Below are 20,474 nucleotides of genomic sequence, written 5' to 3'. Positions count from 1 at the left end.
AACAGTTTGAAATGGGGCGGGCATGGACAGGGTTCTCGATCTGAAAGAGGTGGGGCTGACGCTGCGGGGCAATGCCGGCCCGGTGGAGATCTTGCGCGGCATCAGCCTTGCGGTCTCGGCGGGCGAGAGCCTCGCGCTGATCGGGCCTTCGGGGTCGGGCAAATCCTCGCTCCTCATGCTGATGGCCGGGCTGGAACGCGCCTCGGCGGGCAGTGTCACGGCCTTGGGGCAGGATCTCACCGCTTTGGACGAGGATGGTCTGGCCCGCTTCCGCAGGGGGAATATGGGGGTGGTCTTCCAAAGCTTCCACCTTATTCCGACATTGACCGCGCTGGAAAACGTCGCCCTGCCGCTGGAGATTGCCGGGGTGGCCGATGCCGGCGCCCGGGCCAGGGCGGAATTGGCGGCGGTGGGCCTCGGCGCGCGGGGCGATCACTACCCGAGCCAGCTGTCGGGGGGCGAGCAGCAGCGCGTGGCGCTGGCCCGCGCCTCGGCCCCAAGGCCGCGGCTCTTGCTGGCCGATGAGCCGACCGGGAACCTTGATACGGTGAATGGCGCCGCGATCATGGAACTGATCTTTCAGCTGCGCGACCGGCATGGCGCGACCTTGGTCATGGTCACCCATGCGCCGGAACTGGCGGCGCGCTGTGACCGGGTGTTGCGGATGGCGGATGGCCGTCTGGTGGAATCCGCCATGGCCGGAGCCGCCGCATGAACGGCGCGGAATGGGCGCTGGCCTTTCGCTTGGCGCGGCGCGAGCTCAGGGCCGGGCTGGCGGGGTTTCGCATCCTGATCCTGTGCCTTGCCTTGGGGGTGGCCGCGATTGCCGCCGTGGGGATGCTGCGCTCGGCCATTGAGGGCGGGCTTGCCGATCAGGGGGCGGTGATCCTCGGCGGCGATGCGCAGATGAAATTCACCTACCGCCATGCCTCGGAGGACGAGAAGGCCTGGATGGCGGATCATGCCGCCAAGGTCTCGGAAGTGGTGGAGTTCCGGTCCATGGTGGTGACCGCCGACGACCGGGCGCTGACCCAGGTCAAGGCGGTGGACGGGCTTTGGCCCTTGCTGGGTACTGCGGGGCTGGATGCCGGGACCTTGGACGCGGCGCTGGCGGTGAAGGACGGGGTGGCGGGCGCGCTGATGGAGCCGGTTCTGGCCGCGCGCCTGGGGTTGAAGGCGGGCGACACCTTCAAGCTTGGCACGCAGACCTTCCGGCTGGGGGCGCTTCTGGTGGCAGAGCCGGATACGGCGACGGCGGGCTTTGGCCTTGGGCCGCGGACCCTGGTGCGCACCGCGGATCTGGCGCAATCGGGGCTCTTGGAGCCGGGGACCCTGTATGAGACGGAATATCGGCTGGTCCTGCCGCAGGGGGCCGATCTTGGCGCCTTGCAGGTCGCGGCGGAGCAGGAGTTCCGCGACAAGGGCATGCAATGGTCCGACCGGCGCAACGCCGCGCAGGGGATCGAGAAATTCGTCCAGCGGATGGGGTCTTTCCTGATCCTCGTCGGCCTTGCCGGGCTGACGGTGGGCGGGGTCGGCGTCGCCTCTGCGGTGCGCGCCTTCATGGAGGCGCGGATTGCCACCATCGCGACGCTGAAGGTTCTGGGGGCGGAAAGTGCCCTGGTGCTGCGGATCTATCTGGTGCAGATCCTGGCGATCACCTCTGTCGGCGTGGCCATCGGGCTGGCGATCGGCGCGGGCGGGCCCTTGCTCGCGGCGCCCTTGCTGGCCGGGGTGCTGCCCTTTCCGGTGCGCTTTGCGCTGTACCCTGCGCCGCTGGCGCAGGCGGCGTTCTACGGGCTGGTGACGGGGCTGTTGTTCGCGCTGTGGCCGCTGGCGCAGGCGGTGCGGCAGGGCGCGGCCTCGCTATACCGGGGGGCTGCGGTGCGGGTCTGGCCCAAGGCGGGGCATCTGGTGGCGCTGGTCGGGCTGCTGGCGCTGTTCGTCGGCGGGGCGGTGTGGTTCTCGGGCAGCAAGTGGCTGGCGCTGGGCACCTTGGGCGGGGTCTTTGCGGCGCTTCTGGTCTTGGCACTTGCCGGGCTTGGCCTGCGCCTTCTGGCGCGCTGGGCGGCGCGGCGGCGCTTCGTTGCGGGCAGGCCCGGGCTGCGGCTGGCGCTGGCGGCGATTGGCGGGCCCCGGTCCGAGGCGCTGGCGGTGGTTCTGTCGCTTGGGCTGGGGTTGAGTGTGCTGGCGGTGGTCGGGCAGATTGATGCCAACTTCCGCGCCTCGATTGCGCGGGACCTGCCGGCCAAGGCGCCGTCCTTCTTCTTCATCGACCTGCAGGATGACCAGATGCCGGCCTTCACCGCGATGATGCAGGGAAATCCGGCGGTCAGCCGGATGGAATCCGCGCCGATGCTGCGCGGGCTTCTGACCCAGATCAACGGGCGCCCGGCGCGCGAGGTGGCGGGGGATCACTGGGTGGTCAGCGGCGACCGCGGCATCAGCTTTGCCGATGCGATGCCGAAGGGCACGCGGCTGGTGGCGGGGAAATGGTGGCCCGAGGGCTATACCGGCCCGGCGGAAATATCCTTTGCCGAGGAAGAGGCCGCCGAGATGCATCTGAAGCTGGGCGACATGCTGGTTGTGAACATCCTCGGCCGGGATATCGAGGCGAAGATCACCTCCTTCCGCAAGGTCGATTTCTCCACCGCGGGGATGGGGTTCGTCATGGTGATGAACGCCGGCGCTGTGGCGGGGGCGCCGCACAGTTCGATCGCGACGGTCTATGCGGCGGCGGGGGCGGAGGGCGGCATCCTGCGCGACACGTCCAAGGCTTTCCCCAATGTCACTGCGATTTCGGTGAAGGAGGCGATCGAGCGGGTGGCCTCGGCGCTTGGTGCGATTGCGACCGCCACGGTGATCGCGGCGGGTGCGGTGCTGGTCACCGGGCTGGTCGTGCTGGTGGGCGGCGCTGCGGCAGGCGTGCGCGGGCGGATGCAGGAGGCGGCGGTGCTGAAGGTGCTGGGCGCGACGCGCGGGCGGATTCTGGCGAGCTTTGCCCTGCGCGCGGCGCTGACCGGGGCGGCGGCGGGGCTGGTCGCCGTGGTGGCGGGCGGCATCGGCGGCTGGGCGGTGCTGCGGCTGGTGATGGACCTGCCCTATGCTTTCGAGCCCTGGTCGGCGCTGGGCATTGTGCTGGGCGGCATGCTGGCGACGCTGGCGGCGGGTCTGGTCTTTGCGTTGGCCCCGATCTCGGCCCGACCGGCGCAGGTCTTGCGGTCGGCGGAGTAGGCCCGCACCTCCCCCGCGCAAAGCCGCGCCGGTGCTGGAATTGGCGGTTGAACGCGTCTGAAAATGGAATAGACATTCCATGAATTTCGGGATGGGCCGCGCCGAAGGGGCGTGGCTGATGGAAAGGAACGGAAAATGACTCTGCGTTTCGGGCTTTTGGGCGCTGGCCGCATCGGCAAGGTGCATGCCAAGGCGGTGACGGGCAATCCGCAGGCGAGGCTGGTGGCGGTGGCCGATGCGATGGCGCCGGCGGCCCAGGCGATTGCCGACCAATATGGCTGCGAGGTCCGCACCATCGAGGCGATTCTCGCCGCCACGGACATCGACGCGGTGGTGATCTGCACGCCCACCGACACCCATGCCGACCTGATCGAGGCTTTCGTCAAGGCCGGCAAGGCGGTCTTCTGCGAAAAGCCGATCGATCTGAGCCTCGACCGGGTGAAAGCCTGCCTCAAGGTGGTGCGCGAGGCCAAGGGCACGCTGATGGTGGGCTTCAACCGCCGCTTCGACCCGCATTTCATGGCGGTGCGGGCAGAGATCGACAAGGGCACCATCGGCGCGGTGGAGATGGTGACGATCACCTCGCGCGATCCCGGCGCGCCGCCGGTCGATTACATCAAGCGCTCGGGCGGGATTTTCCGCGACATGACGATCCATGACTTCGACATGGCGCGCTTCCTTCTGGGTGAGGAGATCACCGAGGTTTCGGCGATGGCCTCGGTTCTGGTCGATCCGGCGATCGGCGTGGCGGGGGACAGCGACAGCGTGCAGGTGATGCTGCGGACGGCTTCGGGGAAGATGGCGCTGATCTCGAACTCGCGCCGGGCCACCTATGGCTATGACCAGCGGATCGAGGTGCATGGCGCCAAGGGCCAGGTTTCGGCCGAAAACCAGCGCCCGGTGTCGATCGAGGTGGCCAATGCGGCAGGCTATACCCGCCCGCCGCTGCATGACTTCTTCATGACCCGCTATACCGAGGCCTATGCGGCGGAGATTGCGGCGTTCATTGCTGCGGTCGCGGCCAAGGCGCCGGCCTTGCCCTCGGGCGAGGATGGGTCCGGGGGTCTGCCCCGGGCCCCGGGATATTTATGGACCAATGAAATTGGGGGGGTGCGGGGGGGTTAGGCTACGGTGATCGAGGTCATCATGCCGCTGGCCATGTGGTAGAGGTGGTGGCAGTGCAGGAACCAGGCGCCGGGGTTGGTGAAATCCACCGCGACGGTGACCATGGCGCCGGGGGGGACGATGACGGTGTCGCGCATCGGGCCGTTGAAGCGGCCTTTGCCGAGGTCGACGACCTGGAAATGGTGGCCGTGCAGGTGCATCGGGTGCATCATCATCGTCGGGTTCATGAACATCATCTCGACCCTCGTGCCGAGGGCGGCGGCGAGGGGCGGCGCCTCGCCATGGGCGGCGCCGTTGATCGTCCAGCGGTAGTTGTCGCCCTGGCCGAGCGCGATGTGCAGCATCGCATCGGCGGGTTTGGCGGGGAGCGGGGCGAGGGCCTGCAGGCTGGATTCGAGCGAGAGGTCGACGAAGGGGGCGGGCGTGTCGGCCTCCGCGGCCAGTTTCGTGACGGGGGCGCCCTTGGTGGCGAGGATCAGGCCGGTGCGGAACCTCGCGTTTTCGACCTGGGCGAGGATCGGGAATGCGCCGCCATCGGGCGGGATCGTCACGATCAGGTCGAGGCGCTGGCCTTGTGCCAGCGGCATCATAGGCTGGCTGACCGGGCTGACCGGGTTGCCATCCACCGCCACGACCTTGGCGGCGAGCGTGCCGGTCGCGAGCCAGAAGGCGGTGGCGGTGGCGCCGTTGATCACGCGCAGGCGGAAGGGGCCGGGGGCGACCTCGATCACCTGCGGATCGGCGAGGCTGCGGTCATTGGCGAGATAGGCGTCATAGGTCACGTCATTGGCATGGATCATTGCGGGCATGGCCATGCCTTCCATCGCGCCGGCGGGGGCGTGGGACATGTCCATCCCCTTCATATCCATGCCTTTCATGTCCATGCCGGGCATGGCGCCGCCGGACATGTCCATCCCCGCCATGTGATGGGCCTTGGAGGTCAGAAGCTCCTGCGCGATTTCGGCCGGGGGGCGGAAGGCGAAGTCGTGGAGCATCATCACCGCCTCGGGCATCGCAGGCGCATCGGCCTCGCGCGTGATCAGGGGGGCGGCGAGGAGTTGCTGTTCGGTCAGGGTGTGGGAATGCATCCAGTGGGTGCCGGGGGTGAGGGGGAATTCATAGGCCTCCTCGGTCCCGCTGGCCTGGAAGCCGCCATCCGGGCGGGTGCGGTCGTCGGTGTTCCTGTAGAGCGTCTGGCCGTGGAAATGCAGGATCAGCTCGGTGCCGCTGTCGTTGCGCACGAGGCCCTGGAAGCGGTCGCCTGCCCTGGCCGCAAGGCCGGAGGCGCCGTCCGGGCCGGTGATGCCATAGACCGTGGCGGCGCGGCCCTGAACCTCGATCTGGCGGGAGGCGATGGTCAGGGCCGGGGCCGCGGCAAGGGCCATGCGCGGCAGGGCGGGGGCGAGGGCGAGGCCGGCTGCGGCAGAGAGGAACTGGCGGCGGGTCTGGGTCATCGGGGCCTCGCTTGGATCAATTGGTGATCAGAAGGTAATCCACCGGGGCGGCGCCGTCATTGCGGATGGTCACGAGAAAGCGATCACTTTGCCGTGGCACAAAGCCGCAAAGGGCCGAGGGGCTGGCGGATTTGTCCTCGCAGACCGGATTGCCCAGCGCATCGGTGACGCGGAGCGTCGCAGCACCGCCCGACAGGCGCAGAAGGCCGATCTCGCCATAGCTTTGCCCCGCCATCGGCAAAGCGAAGGTCGTGGCGCCGCCGGCGCCTTGCTGCAGGGCCGTCACCTCGGCCACCGGGCCGGGCGGCGGCGTGTCCGAGCGGGCATCGGCGATCACGTCGCGCAGGATGTCGCCCTCGGGCAGCATGTCGCGGGCGGCGTCGAGGAGTTGCGGGATCGCCAGCGTGCCGGGCAGGGGGGCGGCGGTGGCGGGGTCGGGCACGACCTGCGGCACCAGTTGCGGCGCGGCCTCGGGCGGCGGGGTTTCGGCGACGGGATCGGCCTTGGCCTTCTTCTTCTTGCCCTTCTCGGCCGGTTTCGGCTCGGCCACTGGAGCGGCCACGGGGTCTGCCGTGGCGCGGGTCACCTCGCGCAGGGTGACGCCGGCCATCAGATGCGCCGCGGCGAGCAGCAGGACCGGGTCCTTCTGCGCCATCCCCATGGCCTGCAGCTGATGCGCCGCCAGAAGCCGGGCCGTGGCGCCTTCGGGGGCGGGGCCGTCATGCGGCAGGGGGGCAAGGTTGGGGGGCGGCAGATCCTCGGCCCCGGCAGTCAGGGCGGCGAGGGTCAGGCTGAGGGCGGCGGCAAGGGGCAGCGGGCGCATGGGGTCTCCTTCGCGGCCATGGTGGCGGAACTGGGGGGGAAAGAGAAGCGCCCTTCCGCAGGAGGGCCGGATGAGGTTATCAAAGGCGGGCAAAGAGGAGCCTGCCCTTGCCTGACATCACCGCGCGCACCCGCGAAATCCTGTCCCGCCTGATCGCCTTCGACACGGTCAGCGCCAATCCGAACATGGCCCTGATGACCTATGTCCAGGGGCTTCTGGCCGAGGCCGGGGTGGAAAGCCGGCTGATCCCGGATGCGGCGGGCGGCAAGGCCAACCTTTACGCCTCGGTCGGGGCTGGCGAGGGCGGGGTGATGCTGTCGGGCCATACCGATGTGGTGCCGGTGGTGGGCCAGGCCTGGACCCGCCCGCCGTTCGAGCTGACCGAGGCCGAGGGGCGGCTTTACGGGCGCGGCGCGGCGGATATGAAGGGGTTTTGTGCCGCGGCCATCTCCCTGATGATCGCGGCGGCGGAGGGCGAGGCCGCGGGGCGCAAGCTGACCGTACCCCTGCATCTGGCGCTGTCTTACGACGAAGAGATCGGCTGCATGGGGGTGCGCTCGCTGATCACGCTGCTGGAGGGCGCCCCGGTGCGGCCGCGGTTCTGCATCGTGGGCGAGCCTACCGGGATGCAGGTGGCCACCGGGCACAAGGGCAAGGTGGCCCTGCGCGCCACCTGCACCGGGCGCGAGGGGCATTCGGCGCTTGCCCCCATGGCGCTGAACGCGCTGCATCTGGCGGCGGATTTCCTCGGCGCGGTGCGCGATCTGCAGGCCGAGGTTGCGGCCTATGGCGTCAAGGATGGTGATTACGACGTGCCCTATACCACGCTCCATGTCGGCAAGATGGCGGGCGGGGTGCAGGTCAATATCGTGCCCAACACCGCCACCCTGGATTTCGAGATCCGCTCGCTGGCGCAGGATGACCCCGCGCTCTTGATCGACCGGCTGCGCCAGAAGGCGGAGGCGATCTGCGCGCCCTTGCGGGCAGAGTTCCCCGAGGCCGCGATCACCCTTGAACGGCAGTGGGATTATCCGGGCCTTGGCACGCCCTCGGATGCGGCGGTGGTGAATTTCGTCAAGGGGCTGACCGGGGCCAATGGCACGATCAAGGTGGCCTTCGGCACCGAGGGGGGGCTCTTTGACGCGAGGCTGGGGATTGCCACGGTGATCTGCGGGCCGGGGTCGATGGCGCAGGGGCACAAGCCGGACGAATATGTCTCGGTCGAGCAGATGGCGCGCTGCGAGGCGATGCTGGCGGAATTGCTGGTCCGGCTGCGGGCGGGCTTTTAGATGGCGGTGACGCTGACCGCGCTGTCGGACCTTGCCACGCTGGGCTTCGATACGATCATCGACGTGCGGGCGCCTTTGGAATTTGCCGAGGATCATCTGCCGGGGGCGATCAGCTTGGCCGTTCTGGATGACGAGGAGCGCGCAAGGGTCGGGACGGTCTACAAGCAGGTCTCGCCCTTCACGGCGCGCAAGCTTGGCGCGGCGCTGGTGGCGCGCAATGCGGCGAAACATCTGGAGGGGCCTCTGGCCGACAAGCCGGGCGGCTGGCGGCCCCTGGTCTATTGCTGGCGCGGCGGGCAACGCTCGGGGTCGTTCGCCACGATCCTTTCGCAGATCGGCTGGCGGGTCGAGACGGTGGCGGGGGGCTACAAGGCCTGGCGGGCGCTGGTGGTCAAGGCGCTCTATGACACGCCGGTGGCCTCGAAGGTCGTGGTGCTGGATGGCAATACCGGCACGGCCAAGACGGACCTGTTGCAGATCCTCGCCGGGCAGGGCGTGCAGGTGATCGACCTGGAAGGGCTGGCGCGGCATCGGGGGTCCTTGTTCGGCCACAGGCCGGGCGGGCAGCCCTCGCAGAAGGCTTTCGAATGTGCGCTGGCGCTGGAGTTGTCGCGGCTAGATCCCGCGCGCCCGGTGGTGGTGGAGGCGGAAAGCGCCAAGGTCGGCGATCTGCGCCTGCCGCCGCATCTTTGGGCCGCGATGACCAAGGCGCCGCGGATCTGCATCGCCGCCCCGCTGGAAGAGCGGGCGAAATACCTGACCCGCGCCTATGCCGATATCGTGGCCGATGGCGCAAGGCTGGCCGAGGTCATCACCCTCTTGCGCCACGCCCATTCCCGCGAGGTGATCGAGGGCTGGATGGCCTTGGCCGAGGCCCATGATTTCGAGGCCCTGGCCCATGACCTGATGCGCCTGCACTACGACCCGCGCTATGAAAAACACCGCGCCCGCATGGAGGTGCCGACGCGGACGATCGCCGCGCCCCGGCTCGATGAGGCGGCCTTGCCGGGTCTGGCGGCTCAGGTGCGCGACGCCTTGGCGGAGTTCGTTCTGGAAGATGGGCAGATTGCCCATCCTACAAACCGGACCTGAGTCCTTCGCCCGTCTTGCATTTGCTCCTTTGGAAATACTCCGGAGGGGTGCGCAGCAGGTTGCTCCGCAGGAGCGAAGAACCTGCGGAGCGGTGGGAGGCTGGCCTCCCCGCCCGTCAACCGGCGACCGGGCAGGCGGTAAGGATGATCTCCGCGGCCCCTGCGCTGACGTGGCCTATGATCCGCGCCTCGACATCGCCTGCGGCGTGGAGCCTTGGCAGCAGTTGGGCGGCCAGCGTCGCGGGGACGGCGGCGAGGAGGCCACCGCAAGTTTGCGGGTCAAAGAGCAGGGCGCCGCGCGGGGTGGTCAGGCCCTCGCCCCTTATGCGGCCAAGGAGATTCGCGCGGTTGGAGGGGGCGAGGGAGGAATGTTCGCCTGCCGCCGTCAGCGCCTCGGCCCCCGGCATCAGGGGCACGGCGTCGAGCCAGAGGTTTGCCGTGGTGCCGGAGGCTTCCATCATCTCGATCAAATGGCCGGCGAGGCCGAAGCCTGTGACATCGGTCATCGCATGGGCATGGGGGGCGAGGAGGGTGGAGGCCTCGGCCAGGGGGCGGCGCATCCGGGTGAGGCAGGCGGCGACCGCCTCGCCCAGCATCAGGTCGGGCAGGCGGGCCATGGCCATCTCAGCCGCGAGGATTGTGCCGGAGCCCAAGGGTTTGGTCAGGATCAAGAGGTCGCCGGGCCGGGCGCCGCCCTTGGGGACCGGGCGCTGGGCGAGGCCGGTGACGGTGAAGCCCAGGGTGAGCTCGGCGCCCTGGCTGGTGTGGCCGCCGACCACATCAGCGCCGGCGGCGGTGAAGACCTCCGCTGCGGCCTGCATCACCTCGGTCAGCATCCTTGCCTGCATCTCGGGCGAAAGGCGGGGCAGGATGACCTGGGCCAAGGCCACCTGCGGCTTCGCACCCATCGCCCAGATGTCGCCCAGGGCATGGATCGCGGTCAGTTCGGCCATCAGGCGCGGGTCGTTGGTGAAGGCGCGCAGATGGTCGGTGGTCAGCACCTGCACCCCGCCGATCACCCGCAGGATCGCGGCATCGTCGCCGGCCCCGGCGATGACCTCGGCCCTTTGGGGCGCGGGCAGGGCCGCCAGCAGGGCCGAGACCCCGACAGCGCCGACCTTGGCACCGCATCCGCCGCAGAGGGGCTTGTCGCCCAGGGCCTCGGCCAGGCCCAGCACGGCGGGGGAGGGCAGGGCCGGGGGCGCCATCGCCGGGAAATCCTCGAACTTCGCCATGAACTTGCCGTCGATCCGATCTTTCAGCCGCCAGAGCCAACCGCCACCGGCGCGCAGTCCCCATTTGTCGGCCAGCGCCGTCTTCTGCCCGAGCGAGATCAGCTTGAGGTAATCCTTTTGCGGTTTGAACGGCTGCAGGGGGGCGCCGGTCAGGCTGGCGCGCAGGTTCTGCAAAAGGACGGGCGCGGCGCGGACGGCATAGACCCCGGCCTTGGGGCGCGGGGCGGTGGTCAGATGGGCGCAGTCGCCGGCGGCGAAGATCAGGGGGTCGGAGCTGCGCAGGCTTGCATCGACGGCGACATAGCCCTCGTGCAGGTCCAGCCCGGTTTCGGCGAGCCAGCCCTGCGGGCGGGCGCCGGCCACGGTCAGGGTGAAATCCGAAGGCAGCGCGCTGCCGTCCAGCAGGTGGACGCGGTCGGCCTCGGCCCGGGTCGGGGATTGGGCTTTCAGCAGGGTCACGCCCTCGGCCTGCAGGGCGCGGGTCAGGGCGGCGCGGCTGGCGGTGGAGAGATGCGGCAGAAGCTGCGGGCCGCGGTCGACCAGGGTGACCGCGGGCTTCGCCCCGGTCTGGCGCAGGCGGTGGGCGGTGGCCAGCGCCAGCTCCACCCCACCCACCCCACCGCCGATCACCACGACGCGCGGTTCGGGCAGGGCGCGGGCGACGAAAGCCTCCCACTCCCGGGCATAGGCGCCAAGGGGTTTGGCGGCGTGGGTGTGTTCGGCAAAGCCGGGCAGGTCGGGCAGGTCCGAGGTGATGCCGATGTCAAGGGAGGCGAGGTCATAGGGCAGGGGCGCACGCCCGGCGAGGTGGATCATTTGCGCGGAACGGTCGATGCCCGTCGCACGGTCGAGGATCAGCCGCGCCCCGGCGAAACGGGCGAGGCGGACGAGGTCGATCAGGATCTCCTCGCGCCGGTAGTGGCCGGCGATCAGGCCGGGCAGCATGCCGGTATAGGGCGCCACCGGATCGGGGTTGATCAGGGTCAGGCGCACCCCGGGCAGGGGCTTCATCGCCCACATCCGCAGAACGAGCGCATGGGCATGGCCGCCCCCGATCAGCACGAGGTCACGGAGGAGGGGCAGGGTCGTCTCTTGCATCGCGCACTTTCCTGAACGTCGCGGAGGACCCTAACCGGGCGCACCGGCCTTGGCGAGGGAACAGGCGTTGCAAGGCGTCCCTTCGTGGTCTAGCCATGGCGCATGGCCCAAAGACAGCGCATCGAGGTCAAACAAAGCCTGCGGCTGAAGCTTTCCGTCGGGCTTCGGGCCTCGATCGACATGCTGCTTCTGGATGCCGCGGGCCTGAGCCGTCAGATCGAGGAGCAGGCCGCCGAGAACCCCAGCCTGATCCTGACCGCGCCGCAGCCGCGCGACTGGCTGCCGCGCTGGGCCGGGGCCTTGCCGGGCGGGGCGCGGGCCGAGCCTGCGGGCGCCGAGATGGTCGCAGGCCCGGGGCCGAGCCTGATGGCCCATGTGCTGGCCGAGATCGACCGCCGCATCAAGACCCCGCAGGAGCGCCGGATCGCGCTGCTTCTGGCCGAGGCTTTGGCGCCCTCGGGCTGGATCGACCGGCCGCTTCTGACCATCGCCCACGAGGCCGGGGCGCGGATCGCCGAGGTGGAGGCCGTGCTCTACCGCCTGCAGGAGACCGAGCCGGTCGGGCTTTTCGCGCGCAACCTGGCCGAATGTCTGAAGCTTCAGGCGCAGGAGGCCGGGGTCTATGACCCGGAGATGAAGCTGATCCTCGCCAACCTCGACCTCTTGGCGCGCGGTGCCACGGCGCGGCTGGCCCAGATGGCGGGCGTGGCCGAGCCGGAGATCCTGCGCCGCTTCCGCACGATCCGGACAATGAACCCCAAGCCGGGCACCGCCTTCGAACCCCTGATGGCCGACACGCTGCGCGAGCCGGATCTGGTGGCCCGCAAGCGCGCCGATGGCAGCTGGCAGATCGCGCTGAACGGCAGCGCCCTGCCGGAAATGCGGATCGAGGCCAAGGCGGGCAGCGCCGAGAACCGCGCCGCGGCAAAGCTTCTGGAACGTCTGGTCCGCTCGCGCAACGAAACGCTGCTGCGCGTCGGGACCGAGATCCTGCGCCGCCAGCAGCCCGCCCTGTCACAGGGGGCCAGCCACCTGCAGCCGATGACCATGGCGGAGGTGGCCGCAGCGCTGGATCTGCACGAAAGCACGGTCAGCCGGGTGGTGGCCGGGGCCTCGGTCGACACGCCCTGGGGCAGCTGGTGGCTGCGCAAGCTGTTCAGCCGGGCGCTGGGGCCGCAGGAGGGCGCAGGGGGCGGCGCGCCGGGCCTGTCGGCGGCGGCGCTGCGCGAGCTTTTGACCCGCAAGGTCGCAGCCGAGGATTGCGCCGCCCCCCTGACGGACGAGGCGCTGGCCGCAAGCCTCGCCGCCGATCTGGGCGTGACCATCGCCCGCCGGACGGTGGCCAAGTACCGCACGATGCTGGGCATTCCACCTGCGCACCGCCGCAGGCAGCGCGGGGCTTAAGCCGCAGGCTATTCCTCGACCTTCAACAGGATCTTGCCGACATGGCCGGGCGCCTCGATCCGCCAATGGGCGGCGGGGGCCTGGGGCAGGGGATATTCGCTGTCGATCACCACCTTGAACTTGCCCGCCTCGATCATCGGCCAGACATGCGCCTCGACCTCGGCGGCGATGCGGGCCTTGGCGAGGTCGCTTTGCGGGCGCAGGGTCGATCCGGTCAGGGTCAGGCGGCGCATCATCAGCTCGGCAAAGTTGGCCTCGATCTTGGAGCCCTGCAGGAAGGCGATCTGCACCAGCCGCCCGTCATCCGCCAAGGCGGAAAGGTTGGTCGAAAGGTAGGGCCCGCCCACCATGTCGAGGATCAGATCCATCCCGCCGAACTTCTTGAGGAGGGCACCCCATTCCTCGGACTTGTAGTTGATGCCGCGCTCGGCCCCGAGCTTTTCGCAGATGCGCGCCTTGTCGTCATTGCCGGCGGTGGCAAAGACCCGCGCGCCCAAGGCCTTTGCAATCTGGATCGCGGTCACGCCGATGCCCGAGGTCCCGCCATGGACGAGGAATTTCTCCCCCCCCTTCAACCCGCCGCGCATCACCATGTTGGACCAGACGGTAAAGCAGGTCTCGGGCAGGCAGGCGGCTTCGCGCAAGGACAGGCCCTTGGGGATCGGCAGGGCATGGGTTTCCGGGCAGGCGGCATATTCGGCATAGCCGCCCCCGGCCAGCAGCGCGCAGACCTGATCGCCGATCTGCCAGCGCGTGCAGCCCGGCCCCATCGCCACCACGGTCCCCGAACATTCGAGGCCCGGCAGGGGCGAGGCGCTGGGCGGTGGCGCATAAAGCCCGGCGCGTTGCAGGGCATCGGGCCGGTTCACCCCGGCATAGGCCACGCGGATCACGATCTGGCCGAGACCGGGCACCGGCACCGGCACGGACACCGGGCTCAGCACATCCGGCCCGCCGGGGGCCGCAATCTCCATCGCCAGCATCGCATTCGACATGGTCATTTCAGAGGCCTTTCCTTGAGAGATGCCCGCGACAGATGCCCGGGCAGGTCATCCGCCTTTTGTGGCGCATGTATCCTTTCCAAAATCCTCAGAGGTCCAGCCAAAAGTGCCTTTCCCAGCGGATTTTCACGAAATCCCGCCTTGGCCTTCTCGAAGGCCATCACATTGGCGATGCGGCGGTCGAGAAAGGCCCAGGTTTCGGACTGCCCCTCGCTGTCATCGCCAAGCCAGTAGAGGACGGTCGCCCCATAGACCGCCGAAAGGGTGGCGCGCTTGGAATACCAGTTCACATCGGTGGAAGTGTCGCCAAGCGCCGTCCAGATCGCATCCGCCGTGCCCCAGATCGCCTGCGCCCCCTCGGCGGCATGGGCGGGCAGGGCGAAAAGCGTGGTGCCGCGGCGCACCACCTCGCGGTCAGCGCCTTCGAGCCGCAGGCGGACGGCCTTGGTGACCCTCTCGCGGAAACGCAGGGCGGAAAGGTCGGACTGGCCGAGGGCGCGCACCATCTCGCGGTCGCCGGCGTGGTGATAGGCGAGGGCCAGGTCGATGCCGCCCCGTGGCAGCAGGGCATGGGCCAGACCGGGCGCCACGCCTGATTCGGCAATCGCCGCCTTCAGCGTCGCCTCTGACCAGCCGTCGAAGGTGACATGCGGCAAAGCGGCTTTCACCAGCTTTTGCAGGGCGATATCCCGCTCGGTCGTGGGGTCTGTCTCGGCTTCCATCGTCGGTCTCCCAAGCTTTTGTGGACAAGCGCCGCCAGCTTTGCTAAGCGCGGCGAGCCTGCACATCAGTGCAACTCTAGCTTAGGAAGGTGGTGACAACCACATGCAGGTCAGCGTCCGTGACAACAACGTTGAGCAAGCCCTCCGGGCCCTCAAGAAAAAGCTGCAGCGCGAAGGCGTGTTCCGCGAAATGAAGCTCAAGCAACATTTCGAGAAGCCCTCCGTCAAGAAAGCGCGCGAGCAAGCCGAAGCCGTCCGCCGTGCGAGGAAACTCGCTCGCAAGAAGCTTCAGCGTGAAGGCGGTCTCTAATCAGACCGCCGGTCTTGAGAAAAGGCCAGCGTAAGCGAACACTGGGGCAGCGATGCCCACCCGATCAACCCCCGTCCGCAAGGCCGGGGGTTTTTCTTTGCGCAGGGTCGCGGAGGGGTGCCGGATGCGCCAAGGGCAGAGCGGGCTGCAGGTTCTGGACGAACTCGCGGCGCAGCTTTGGACCCGGTCGAGGCCTGTGTCCCGCCGCAGCGCCACCGCATTGTAACAGGCCTTGGCGCAACTTGCGCCGATGGAAGCCAGCCCCTATCACTTTGCCATGAGCAAGGACCTCGACCCCATAGACCGCCGTATCCTGAACGAGCTGCAGCGCGATGGACGGCTCACCCATCAGGAGCTGAGCGAGCGGGTCAACCTCTCGCCCACGCCTTGCGCGCGGCGCGTGCGGATTCTGGAGGAGAAGGGCTATATCACCGGCTATTCCGCGCTGGTGGACGAGGCCAAGATGGGCTTCGGCTTCACCGTCTTCGTCTCGGTCCAGCTGGACCGGCAGATCGACGAAAGGCTGGTCACCTTCGAGAAGGCGCTGGCGGGCTTTCCCGAGGTGGTGGATTGCTGGCTGATGACCGGCACGCGGGATTACCTGCTGCGGATCGCGGTGGCCGACCCGCAGGAGTTCGAGCGCTTTCTGACCGGACGGCTGACCAAGGTGCCCGGCGTCGCCTCGCTGGAATCCTCAATCCCGATCCGCCGCGTCAAGGGCCGCCAGTCGCGGCTGGCCTGAAAGGGCTTGTCCCACGGGACCTTGGCCGCAGGGGCAGGGCTGTTTCCGATGAGGGGGAGGGTGCCCGGCCGGGAGCCTTGCTCCGGTTTGTTTGCGAAGATCGCGGAGGGCGATCATCCAGATGCCCTGTTCCGGTCACCTGACCATCGCCCGCTGGCCGTTACAAATCGGGGGCCGGTCTTTCACGGCCCCCGGGTCGCGGGTCAGGATTTGGGTCCAGTCTGGGGTCAGGATTTGGGTTTGTCCGGTTGCGCCGGCGCCTTGGGGTCGCTCAGGATGCCGGTCAGGCCCTCGTCGAAGTTCATGCCAAGCTCTTCGCCCAGCTTCTTCATCGCCGGCAGCTGCAGGGCCGCCCCGAGCATCGCGTCGAAGGCCTGGTTGACCGGGGCCTTGTTCGCATCGCCGCCCCCGGCGTTCGCGCCGAGGCCGTTGATCTGGTTGATCCGGATGAAATCGATCTTTTCGGCAGGCTTGACCATCTCGGCAACGATCTGCGGCATGGCCTCCAGCTTGGCCAGGGCGATCCGCAGGGCGATGATCTCGGGAGAGAGGGTGTTTTCGGAATTGGCCAGCGCTTGGCGGCCTTCAGCCTCGGCCAGAAGGTCGGTCTTCTTGGCCGCGGCGCGGATCGTCAGGGCGTCGGCCTCGCCTTGGGCGAACTCGCGGGCGGCGGCGGCGCGGTCCACGGCGGCGGAGCGTTCGGCACCGGCGGCCAGCTGGATCTTGGTCGCCTCGCGTTCGGCCTCGCGGCGGGCTTCGATCACCGCAATCTCGCGGTTCCGCTCGGCCACGGCGATGGCGCGCGCGGTTTCGATGGCTTCCGCCGCCTTGGTCGCCTCGGCGCGCGCTGCGTCGGCCGAGGCCCGCGCCCGGCTTTCCGCCTCGGATTTCTCGGCGATGATGATCTGGCGGTCCTGGTTGGCCACCTCGATATCGCGTTCCTTGGTGATCTGCGCCTCTTCGATCGTGCGGGCGCGGGCGATTTCGGCGGATTTGATGTCCTGCTCGCGCTTGATCCGGGCGCGTTCGGTTTCGGATTCCGCCTGTTCGCGGGCCTGGGCCAGTTGCGAGTTCTGCGCCGCCTTCATCAGGTCGATTTCCTGAACCCGGGCAAGGCGCGCCTCTTCCTGGTCGCGCGCGATCTGAAGCTTGCGCTTCTCGCCCTCCATCATCGACAGCGCCACCGAAACCTCGGCCTCGGCGTCGATCTCGGCGCGTTCCTTCTTCGACTTGGCGATCACCTCGGCCAGTTTGCGCATACCGACGGCGTTGAAGGCGTTGTTTTCGTCGAGGGCGCCGAAGGGCGTCTGGTCCAGCGCGGTCAGCGAGACGCTTTCCAGCTCCAGCCCGTTCTTCAACAGGTCATTGGCGACGGTGTTCTGCACCTCCTGGACAAAGGTGGTGCGGTTCTCGTGCAGCTCGTCCATGGTCATCCGGGCCGCCACCGCGCGCAAGCCGTCGATCAGCTTGCCCTCGATCATCTCGCGCAGCAGGTTCACGTCGAAAGTGCGCGCGCCCAGGGTCTGTGCTGCGCGCGAGATCCCGTCTTCGGTCGCCTGGACCGAGACATAGAACTCCACACCGACATCCACCCGCATCCGGTCCTTGGTGATCAGCGCCCCTTCATCGGCGCGCTTCACCTCCAGCCGGAAGGTCTTCATGTTGACCGGGCTGATTTCGTGCAGCAGGGGCAGTACGATCACCCCGCCATCCATGATCACACGCTTGCCACCGGCGCCGGTCTTGACAAGGCTGACCTCGCGGCTGGCCCGGCGGTAAAGCCGCCCGAGGAGCACACCGATCAGCAAGAGGAAGACGACGACCGCCGCAATGGCGATTAACAAGGTCTTGAGGTCCATCAGGCGCAGCCTTTCAGAAGGGGAAAGTCATGACAGGGGCAGGATGCGCAGGCTCCAGCGGTCAGGCCCGAGCCTTTCGCGCAGGGTAAGAACTTCGGTGCCCTCGCCGATCTCATCGCTCGGGCTGAAGGGTTCGCAGCGCATGTAGTGGATGTTGCCATGCCGGTCGCGCAGGCGGACCTCGGCGGCAGAGCCGGCCCTTGCGGTGCCCTGGGTGACGACCCCGCGCAAGCCGCCCATGAACTGCGCCGAGGTGGCGCTGGTTTCGAGGCGCGGCACGAAGCGGCCGAAGACTTTCGCGAATTGGCGGGTGAAGATCAGGCCTGCGGCTGCCGCAAGAAGGGCCACCAGAGAGGTCGGCAGCGCGCTGGCAGTCAGGGCCTGGAAGAGATACCCGCCAAGGCCAAAGCTGAACAGCATCGCGGCCAGCCAGATCATCAGCGGCATATCGTGCAAGCCGATCGCGGCCATGAACCCGGTTTCGGGAGCGCTCGGTTCCACCTGGTTCAAAGCGGCGCTCGCCTCCAGCAGATGCGGCACATCCGGCGTCGCCCCATGTGCGAGGTCGAACTGCGCATGCAGGGCCGCAACCTCGCCTGGGATCTCCGTGTCAAGGTCGTGACCATGCAGCGAAACGCCGAGGAGGACGAAGACAGATTCCAGAAGCAGCAAGGCAGCCATCAACCCCAGCGCGAACGTGAAAGGCGCATAGGCGGCAGACAAGGCTTGATCCATCAAAGGGCCTCAGGAATTCCTCACCCCTCATAAGATGGTGAGCGATCGCCGCAGCGCAAGCGGTAACTGCAGAAGTTGATGGATTCTGCCTCCGATCTTCAGCCTGTTGAGGAGGCTCCGGTTGCGCCGTTGTCAGGAAAGAAGGGTTGAGGAGATGACCATGGCTTGCGGCAGACGCCCCGACACGACCCTCGCGGACTGCAGAGTGCTGCCAGGCGAATGGCGCAAAACCCCCGCGGCAACGGGAAGATCCCTCTGCAGGGCGTCAGAAATTCGACAGCGATTTCAAGGGGGGAAAGGTGGTGCCCAGAGCCGGAATCGAACCAGCGACACGCGGATTTTCAATCCGCTGCTCTACCAACTGAGCTATCTGGGCCCATGTCAGGTGGCCGGTTGGCTTCCCTGCGGGTGGCGGTCTGATACGTCAGGGGATCGGGGCTGTCCAGAGGGGTTTCGAAGAAAAATGCGTCTGGAGGCGTGATTGGCGACGGATCGGGGTGAAGGGTTATTGCGGGCGGCGGGGCGGGGGCGGGGGATCGGTGTCCTCGGGCGGCAGGTCGTCTTCCACCTCGGGGCCGGGGATCACATAGGAGGCGGTCAGCCAGCGCCCCAGATCGACATCGGCGCAGCGGCGCGAGCAGAAGGGGCGGTACTTGGCATCCACCGCCTTGCCGCAGATCGGGCAGCTCATGGCAAAAGGCTCGCCAGTGGCAGGCGGTCGCGCTTGCGGGTCAGTTCGTAAAGGCCGAGCGTCGTCCAGCCGGCGAGGTTGGCCTCGCCGCCCTCGGCCTTGAAGGCGGCCTTGATGACCTGGTCGAGGATGGCACGGTCCTTCTTCGCCATCGGGGCGAAATCGACCACGACCTGACCGCCAAGCCCGCGCAGGCGCAATTGGCGCGGCAGGTCGCGGGCGGCGGCGATATTGACCTTGAGGCTGGCGGCGGGCGAGGTGTCGTTGCCGGTGTTCACATCGACCGCCAGAAGGGCGCGGGTCGGCTCCACCATCATGTGGCCTTCGCCGAGGTTGACCCGCGGCACGCGCAGCGCCTCGATCAGGTCAAGGACCTCGTGGCTTTCGAAACCGCCCTCGACGACCTCGTCCGGGGCAGGGTCGCTCCAGTCGCGCCAGGCGGTATCCTGGGCGGAGGCGCCTTCCAGCAACAGTTCCGGACCGCCGTCGAGGTCGGCCAGCACGGCGACCGACAGGGCGCGCAGTTCGGCGATCTCGTCGGTGATATCCTCGGGCTCGGCCGCCTCGGCGGCGGAGCGGACGATCAGGCCCAGTTGCGGGTCGGCGCCGGACATCGCGGCATCGGCCAGCGCCTGCAGATCGTCGCGCAGGGCCTCGTCGCGGATCCGGCGCGAGATGTTGATGCCGGGCGCACCCGGCGTGACGATGGCAAACCTGCCCTTGAACAGAAGGCGCGAGGTGACGGGCAGGGCCTTGCCAGGCTCGGCGGGGCCGGTGACCTGCACCAGAAGGCGCTGGCCGGGGGCCAGCCCGTCGGTCTGGCGCAGAAAGCCCGATTCGCCGCCGGGGAGTTTCACGAACATGCCCCCCATGCCCTTCATCGGGCGGTCGGCCACGGCGCGGTAGATGGCGCCGGTCAGGGGGGTATCATCCTCGGGGTCGATCAGCAGATCCTGCAGAACCCCGTCCACGACGAGGGCCGCGGCCTTGCGCCCCTCGATCTCGTCCAGAATGATCACGCGGCCCTTCATGACGCTCTCCACACCGGGTAGCCCGCAGCCTGCAGAAGGGCGGCGGTTTCGGCAAGGGGCAGGCCGACGATGCCGGTGAAACTGCCCGAAATCCACGGGATGAAGGCGCCCGCCGCGCCCTGGATGCCATAGGCACCCGCCTTGCCCTGCCAGTCGCCCGAGGCGATGTAGCTCTCAAGCTCGACCTTGGACAAGCGCTTCATCTTGACGGCAGAGACGCAGTCCCGGCTCCAGATCCTGTCGCCCCGCCGCAGCGCGACCGAGGTGATCACCTGATGCCGCCGCCCGCCAAGCGCCGTCAGGAAAGCGGCAGCTTCCGCCGCATCGCGGGGTTTGCCGAGGATGCGGCGCCCGATGGCCACGGTCGTGTCGGCGCAAAGCACCAGATCTTCGGGGCCTGCCGCCACCGCCAGGGCCTTTTCGCGCGCGATACGGGCGCAATAGGGCAGGGGCAGTTCGCGCGGCTTGGGGTCTTCATCGATGTCGGGGGGCAGAATCGCGTCAGGCACGATTCCCAGTTGCGCCAGAAGTTCCTTCCGGCGCGGGCTGGCAGATCCGAGGATAAGTCTCACGATAACCTTCCGTACGGGCGACTTCCGCACGAAAGACGCAGGCGACCGCGTCTTGCGC

Annotated in this window: 18 protein-coding genes and 1 tRNA gene; 8 read left to right on the top strand and 11 right to left on the bottom strand. The window is 68.4% G+C overall.

Going from position 1 to position 20,474, the window contains the following annotated elements:
- The first annotated feature begins 22 nt into the window (after positions 1–22).
- The 3 genes from AC1DZT_RS13470 (at position 23) to iolG (ending at position 4,359) form a co-directional block, all read left to right on the top strand.
- Entirely contained in the window at positions 23–715 is a 693-nt protein-coding gene (locus tag AC1DZT_RS13470; RefSeq protein WP_478007146.1) for an ABC transporter ATP-binding protein, read from the top strand.
- A complete protein-coding gene (locus tag AC1DZT_RS13465; RefSeq protein ID WP_478007145.1) occupies positions 712–3,234 on the top strand; it encodes an ABC transporter permease in 2,523 nt (840 codons plus the stop codon). Before AC1DZT_RS13470 ends, AC1DZT_RS13465 begins: the two co-directional genes overlap by 4 nt.
- 135 nt (positions 3,235–3,369) lie before the next feature.
- Entirely contained in the window at positions 3,370–4,359 is a 990-nt protein-coding gene (iolG, locus tag AC1DZT_RS13460; protein WP_478007144.1) for an inositol 2-dehydrogenase, read from the top strand.
- Here iolG and AC1DZT_RS13455 read toward each other — a convergent pair.
- Both AC1DZT_RS13455 and AC1DZT_RS13450 read right to left on the bottom strand, forming a co-directional pair.
- Positions 4,356–5,813, bottom strand: coding sequence for a multicopper oxidase family protein (locus AC1DZT_RS13455; protein WP_478007143.1), 1,458 nt, complete (start codon positions 5,811–5,813; stop codon positions 4,356–4,358). The two genes, iolG and AC1DZT_RS13455, sit on opposite strands and share 4 nt — an antisense overlap.
- A 16-nt stretch (positions 5,814–5,829) precedes the next feature.
- Positions 5,830–6,636, bottom strand: a complete 807-nt coding sequence (locus AC1DZT_RS13450) for a hypothetical protein (protein WP_478007142.1) — start codon at positions 6,634–6,636, stop codon at positions 5,830–5,832.
- Between the two features lie 107 nt (positions 6,637–6,743).
- On the opposite strand from AC1DZT_RS13450, the gene argE reads away from it, so the two are divergent.
- Positions 6,744–7,925, top strand: a complete 1,182-nt coding sequence (argE, locus tag AC1DZT_RS13445; RefSeq protein ID WP_478007141.1) for an acetylornithine deacetylase — start codon at positions 6,744–6,746, stop codon at positions 7,923–7,925.
- A complete protein-coding gene (mnmH, locus tag AC1DZT_RS13440) occupies positions 7,926–9,017 on the top strand; it encodes a tRNA 2-selenouridine(34) synthase MnmH (protein WP_478007140.1) in 1,092 nt (363 codons plus the stop codon). It begins immediately after the preceding gene.
- 115 nt (positions 9,018–9,132) lie between these two features.
- Here mnmH and selD read toward each other — a convergent pair whose 3' ends face one another.
- The gene (gene selD / locus AC1DZT_RS13435) at positions 9,133–11,349 is read right to left on the bottom strand and encodes a selenide, water dikinase SelD (RefSeq protein WP_478007139.1); all 2,217 of its coding nucleotides are present in this window, start codon (positions 11,347–11,349) and stop codon (positions 9,133–9,135) included.
- Between the two features lie 102 nt (positions 11,350–11,451).
- Here selD and AC1DZT_RS13430 point away from each other — a divergent pair, with 102 nt between their 5' ends.
- The gene (locus AC1DZT_RS13430; RefSeq protein ID WP_478007138.1) at positions 11,452–12,753 is read left to right on the top strand and encodes an RNA polymerase factor sigma-54; all 1,302 of its coding nucleotides are present in this window, start codon (positions 11,452–11,454) and stop codon (positions 12,751–12,753) included.
- A gap of 8 nt (positions 12,754–12,761) precedes the next feature.
- On the opposite strand, the gene AC1DZT_RS13425 is transcribed toward AC1DZT_RS13430, so the two are convergent.
- Together AC1DZT_RS13425 and AC1DZT_RS13420 are read right to left on the bottom strand one after the other, a co-directional pair.
- Positions 12,762–13,748, bottom strand: coding sequence for an NAD(P)H-quinone oxidoreductase (locus tag AC1DZT_RS13425; RefSeq protein ID WP_478007413.1), 987 nt, complete (start codon positions 13,746–13,748; stop codon positions 12,762–12,764).
- 2 nt (positions 13,749–13,750) lie between these two features.
- Entirely contained in the window at positions 13,751–14,476 is a 726-nt protein-coding gene (locus tag AC1DZT_RS13420) for a COQ9 family protein (protein WP_478007137.1), read from the bottom strand.
- Positions 14,477–14,579: 103 nt separating this feature from the next.
- On the opposite strand from AC1DZT_RS13420, the gene rpsU reads away from it, so the two are divergent.
- Positions 14,580–14,786, top strand: coding sequence for a 30S ribosomal protein S21 (gene rpsU, locus AC1DZT_RS13415; protein WP_008027119.1), 207 nt, complete (start codon positions 14,580–14,582; stop codon positions 14,784–14,786).
- 277 nt (positions 14,787–15,063) lie between these two features.
- On the top strand, positions 15,064–15,528 hold the full coding sequence (locus AC1DZT_RS13410; protein ID WP_478007412.1) for an Lrp/AsnC family transcriptional regulator: 465 nt from the start codon (positions 15,064–15,066) through the stop codon (positions 15,526–15,528).
- 227 nt (positions 15,529–15,755) lie between these two features.
- Here the strand turns inward: AC1DZT_RS13410 and AC1DZT_RS13405 are convergent, their stop codons facing one another.
- From AC1DZT_RS13405 to AC1DZT_RS13380, 6 genes are all read right to left on the bottom strand, one after another.
- A complete protein-coding gene (locus AC1DZT_RS13405) occupies positions 15,756–17,387 on the bottom strand; it encodes a flotillin family protein (RefSeq protein ID WP_478007136.1) in 1,632 nt (543 codons plus the stop codon).
- Between the two features lie 27 nt (positions 17,388–17,414).
- Positions 17,415–18,122 carry an OB-fold-containig protein gene (locus tag AC1DZT_RS13400; RefSeq protein ID WP_478007135.1) on the bottom strand — a complete coding sequence of 236 codons (708 nt, stop codon included), beginning with the start codon at positions 18,120–18,122 and terminating at the stop codon, positions 17,415–17,417.
- Positions 18,123–18,422: 300 nt separating this feature from the next.
- Positions 18,423–18,498 (bottom strand) — tRNA-Phe (locus AC1DZT_RS13395).
- A gap of 129 nt (positions 18,499–18,627) precedes the next feature.
- A complete protein-coding gene (locus AC1DZT_RS13390) occupies positions 18,628–18,813 on the bottom strand; it encodes a DNA gyrase inhibitor YacG (RefSeq protein WP_478007134.1) in 186 nt (61 codons plus the stop codon).
- Positions 18,810–19,844 carry a ribonuclease E/G gene (locus AC1DZT_RS13385; RefSeq protein ID WP_478007133.1) on the bottom strand — a complete coding sequence of 345 codons (1,035 nt, stop codon included), beginning with the start codon at positions 19,842–19,844 and terminating at the stop codon, positions 18,810–18,812. The genes AC1DZT_RS13390 and AC1DZT_RS13385 overlap by 4 nt, the downstream gene beginning before the upstream one ends.
- Positions 19,841–20,416: a Maf family protein gene (locus AC1DZT_RS13380; protein ID WP_478007132.1), complete on the bottom strand. Its 576-nt coding sequence runs from the start codon at positions 20,414–20,416 to the stop codon at positions 19,841–19,843. Before AC1DZT_RS13380 ends, AC1DZT_RS13385 begins: the two co-directional genes overlap by 4 nt.
- Between the last annotated feature and the right edge of the window lie 58 nt (positions 20,417–20,474).

This window comes from Rhodobacter sp. P1_C2, assembly GCF_056406375.1.
The sequence above is the reverse complement of the archived record's forward strand: the minus strand, read 5'-3'. Positions and strand labels throughout refer to the sequence as shown.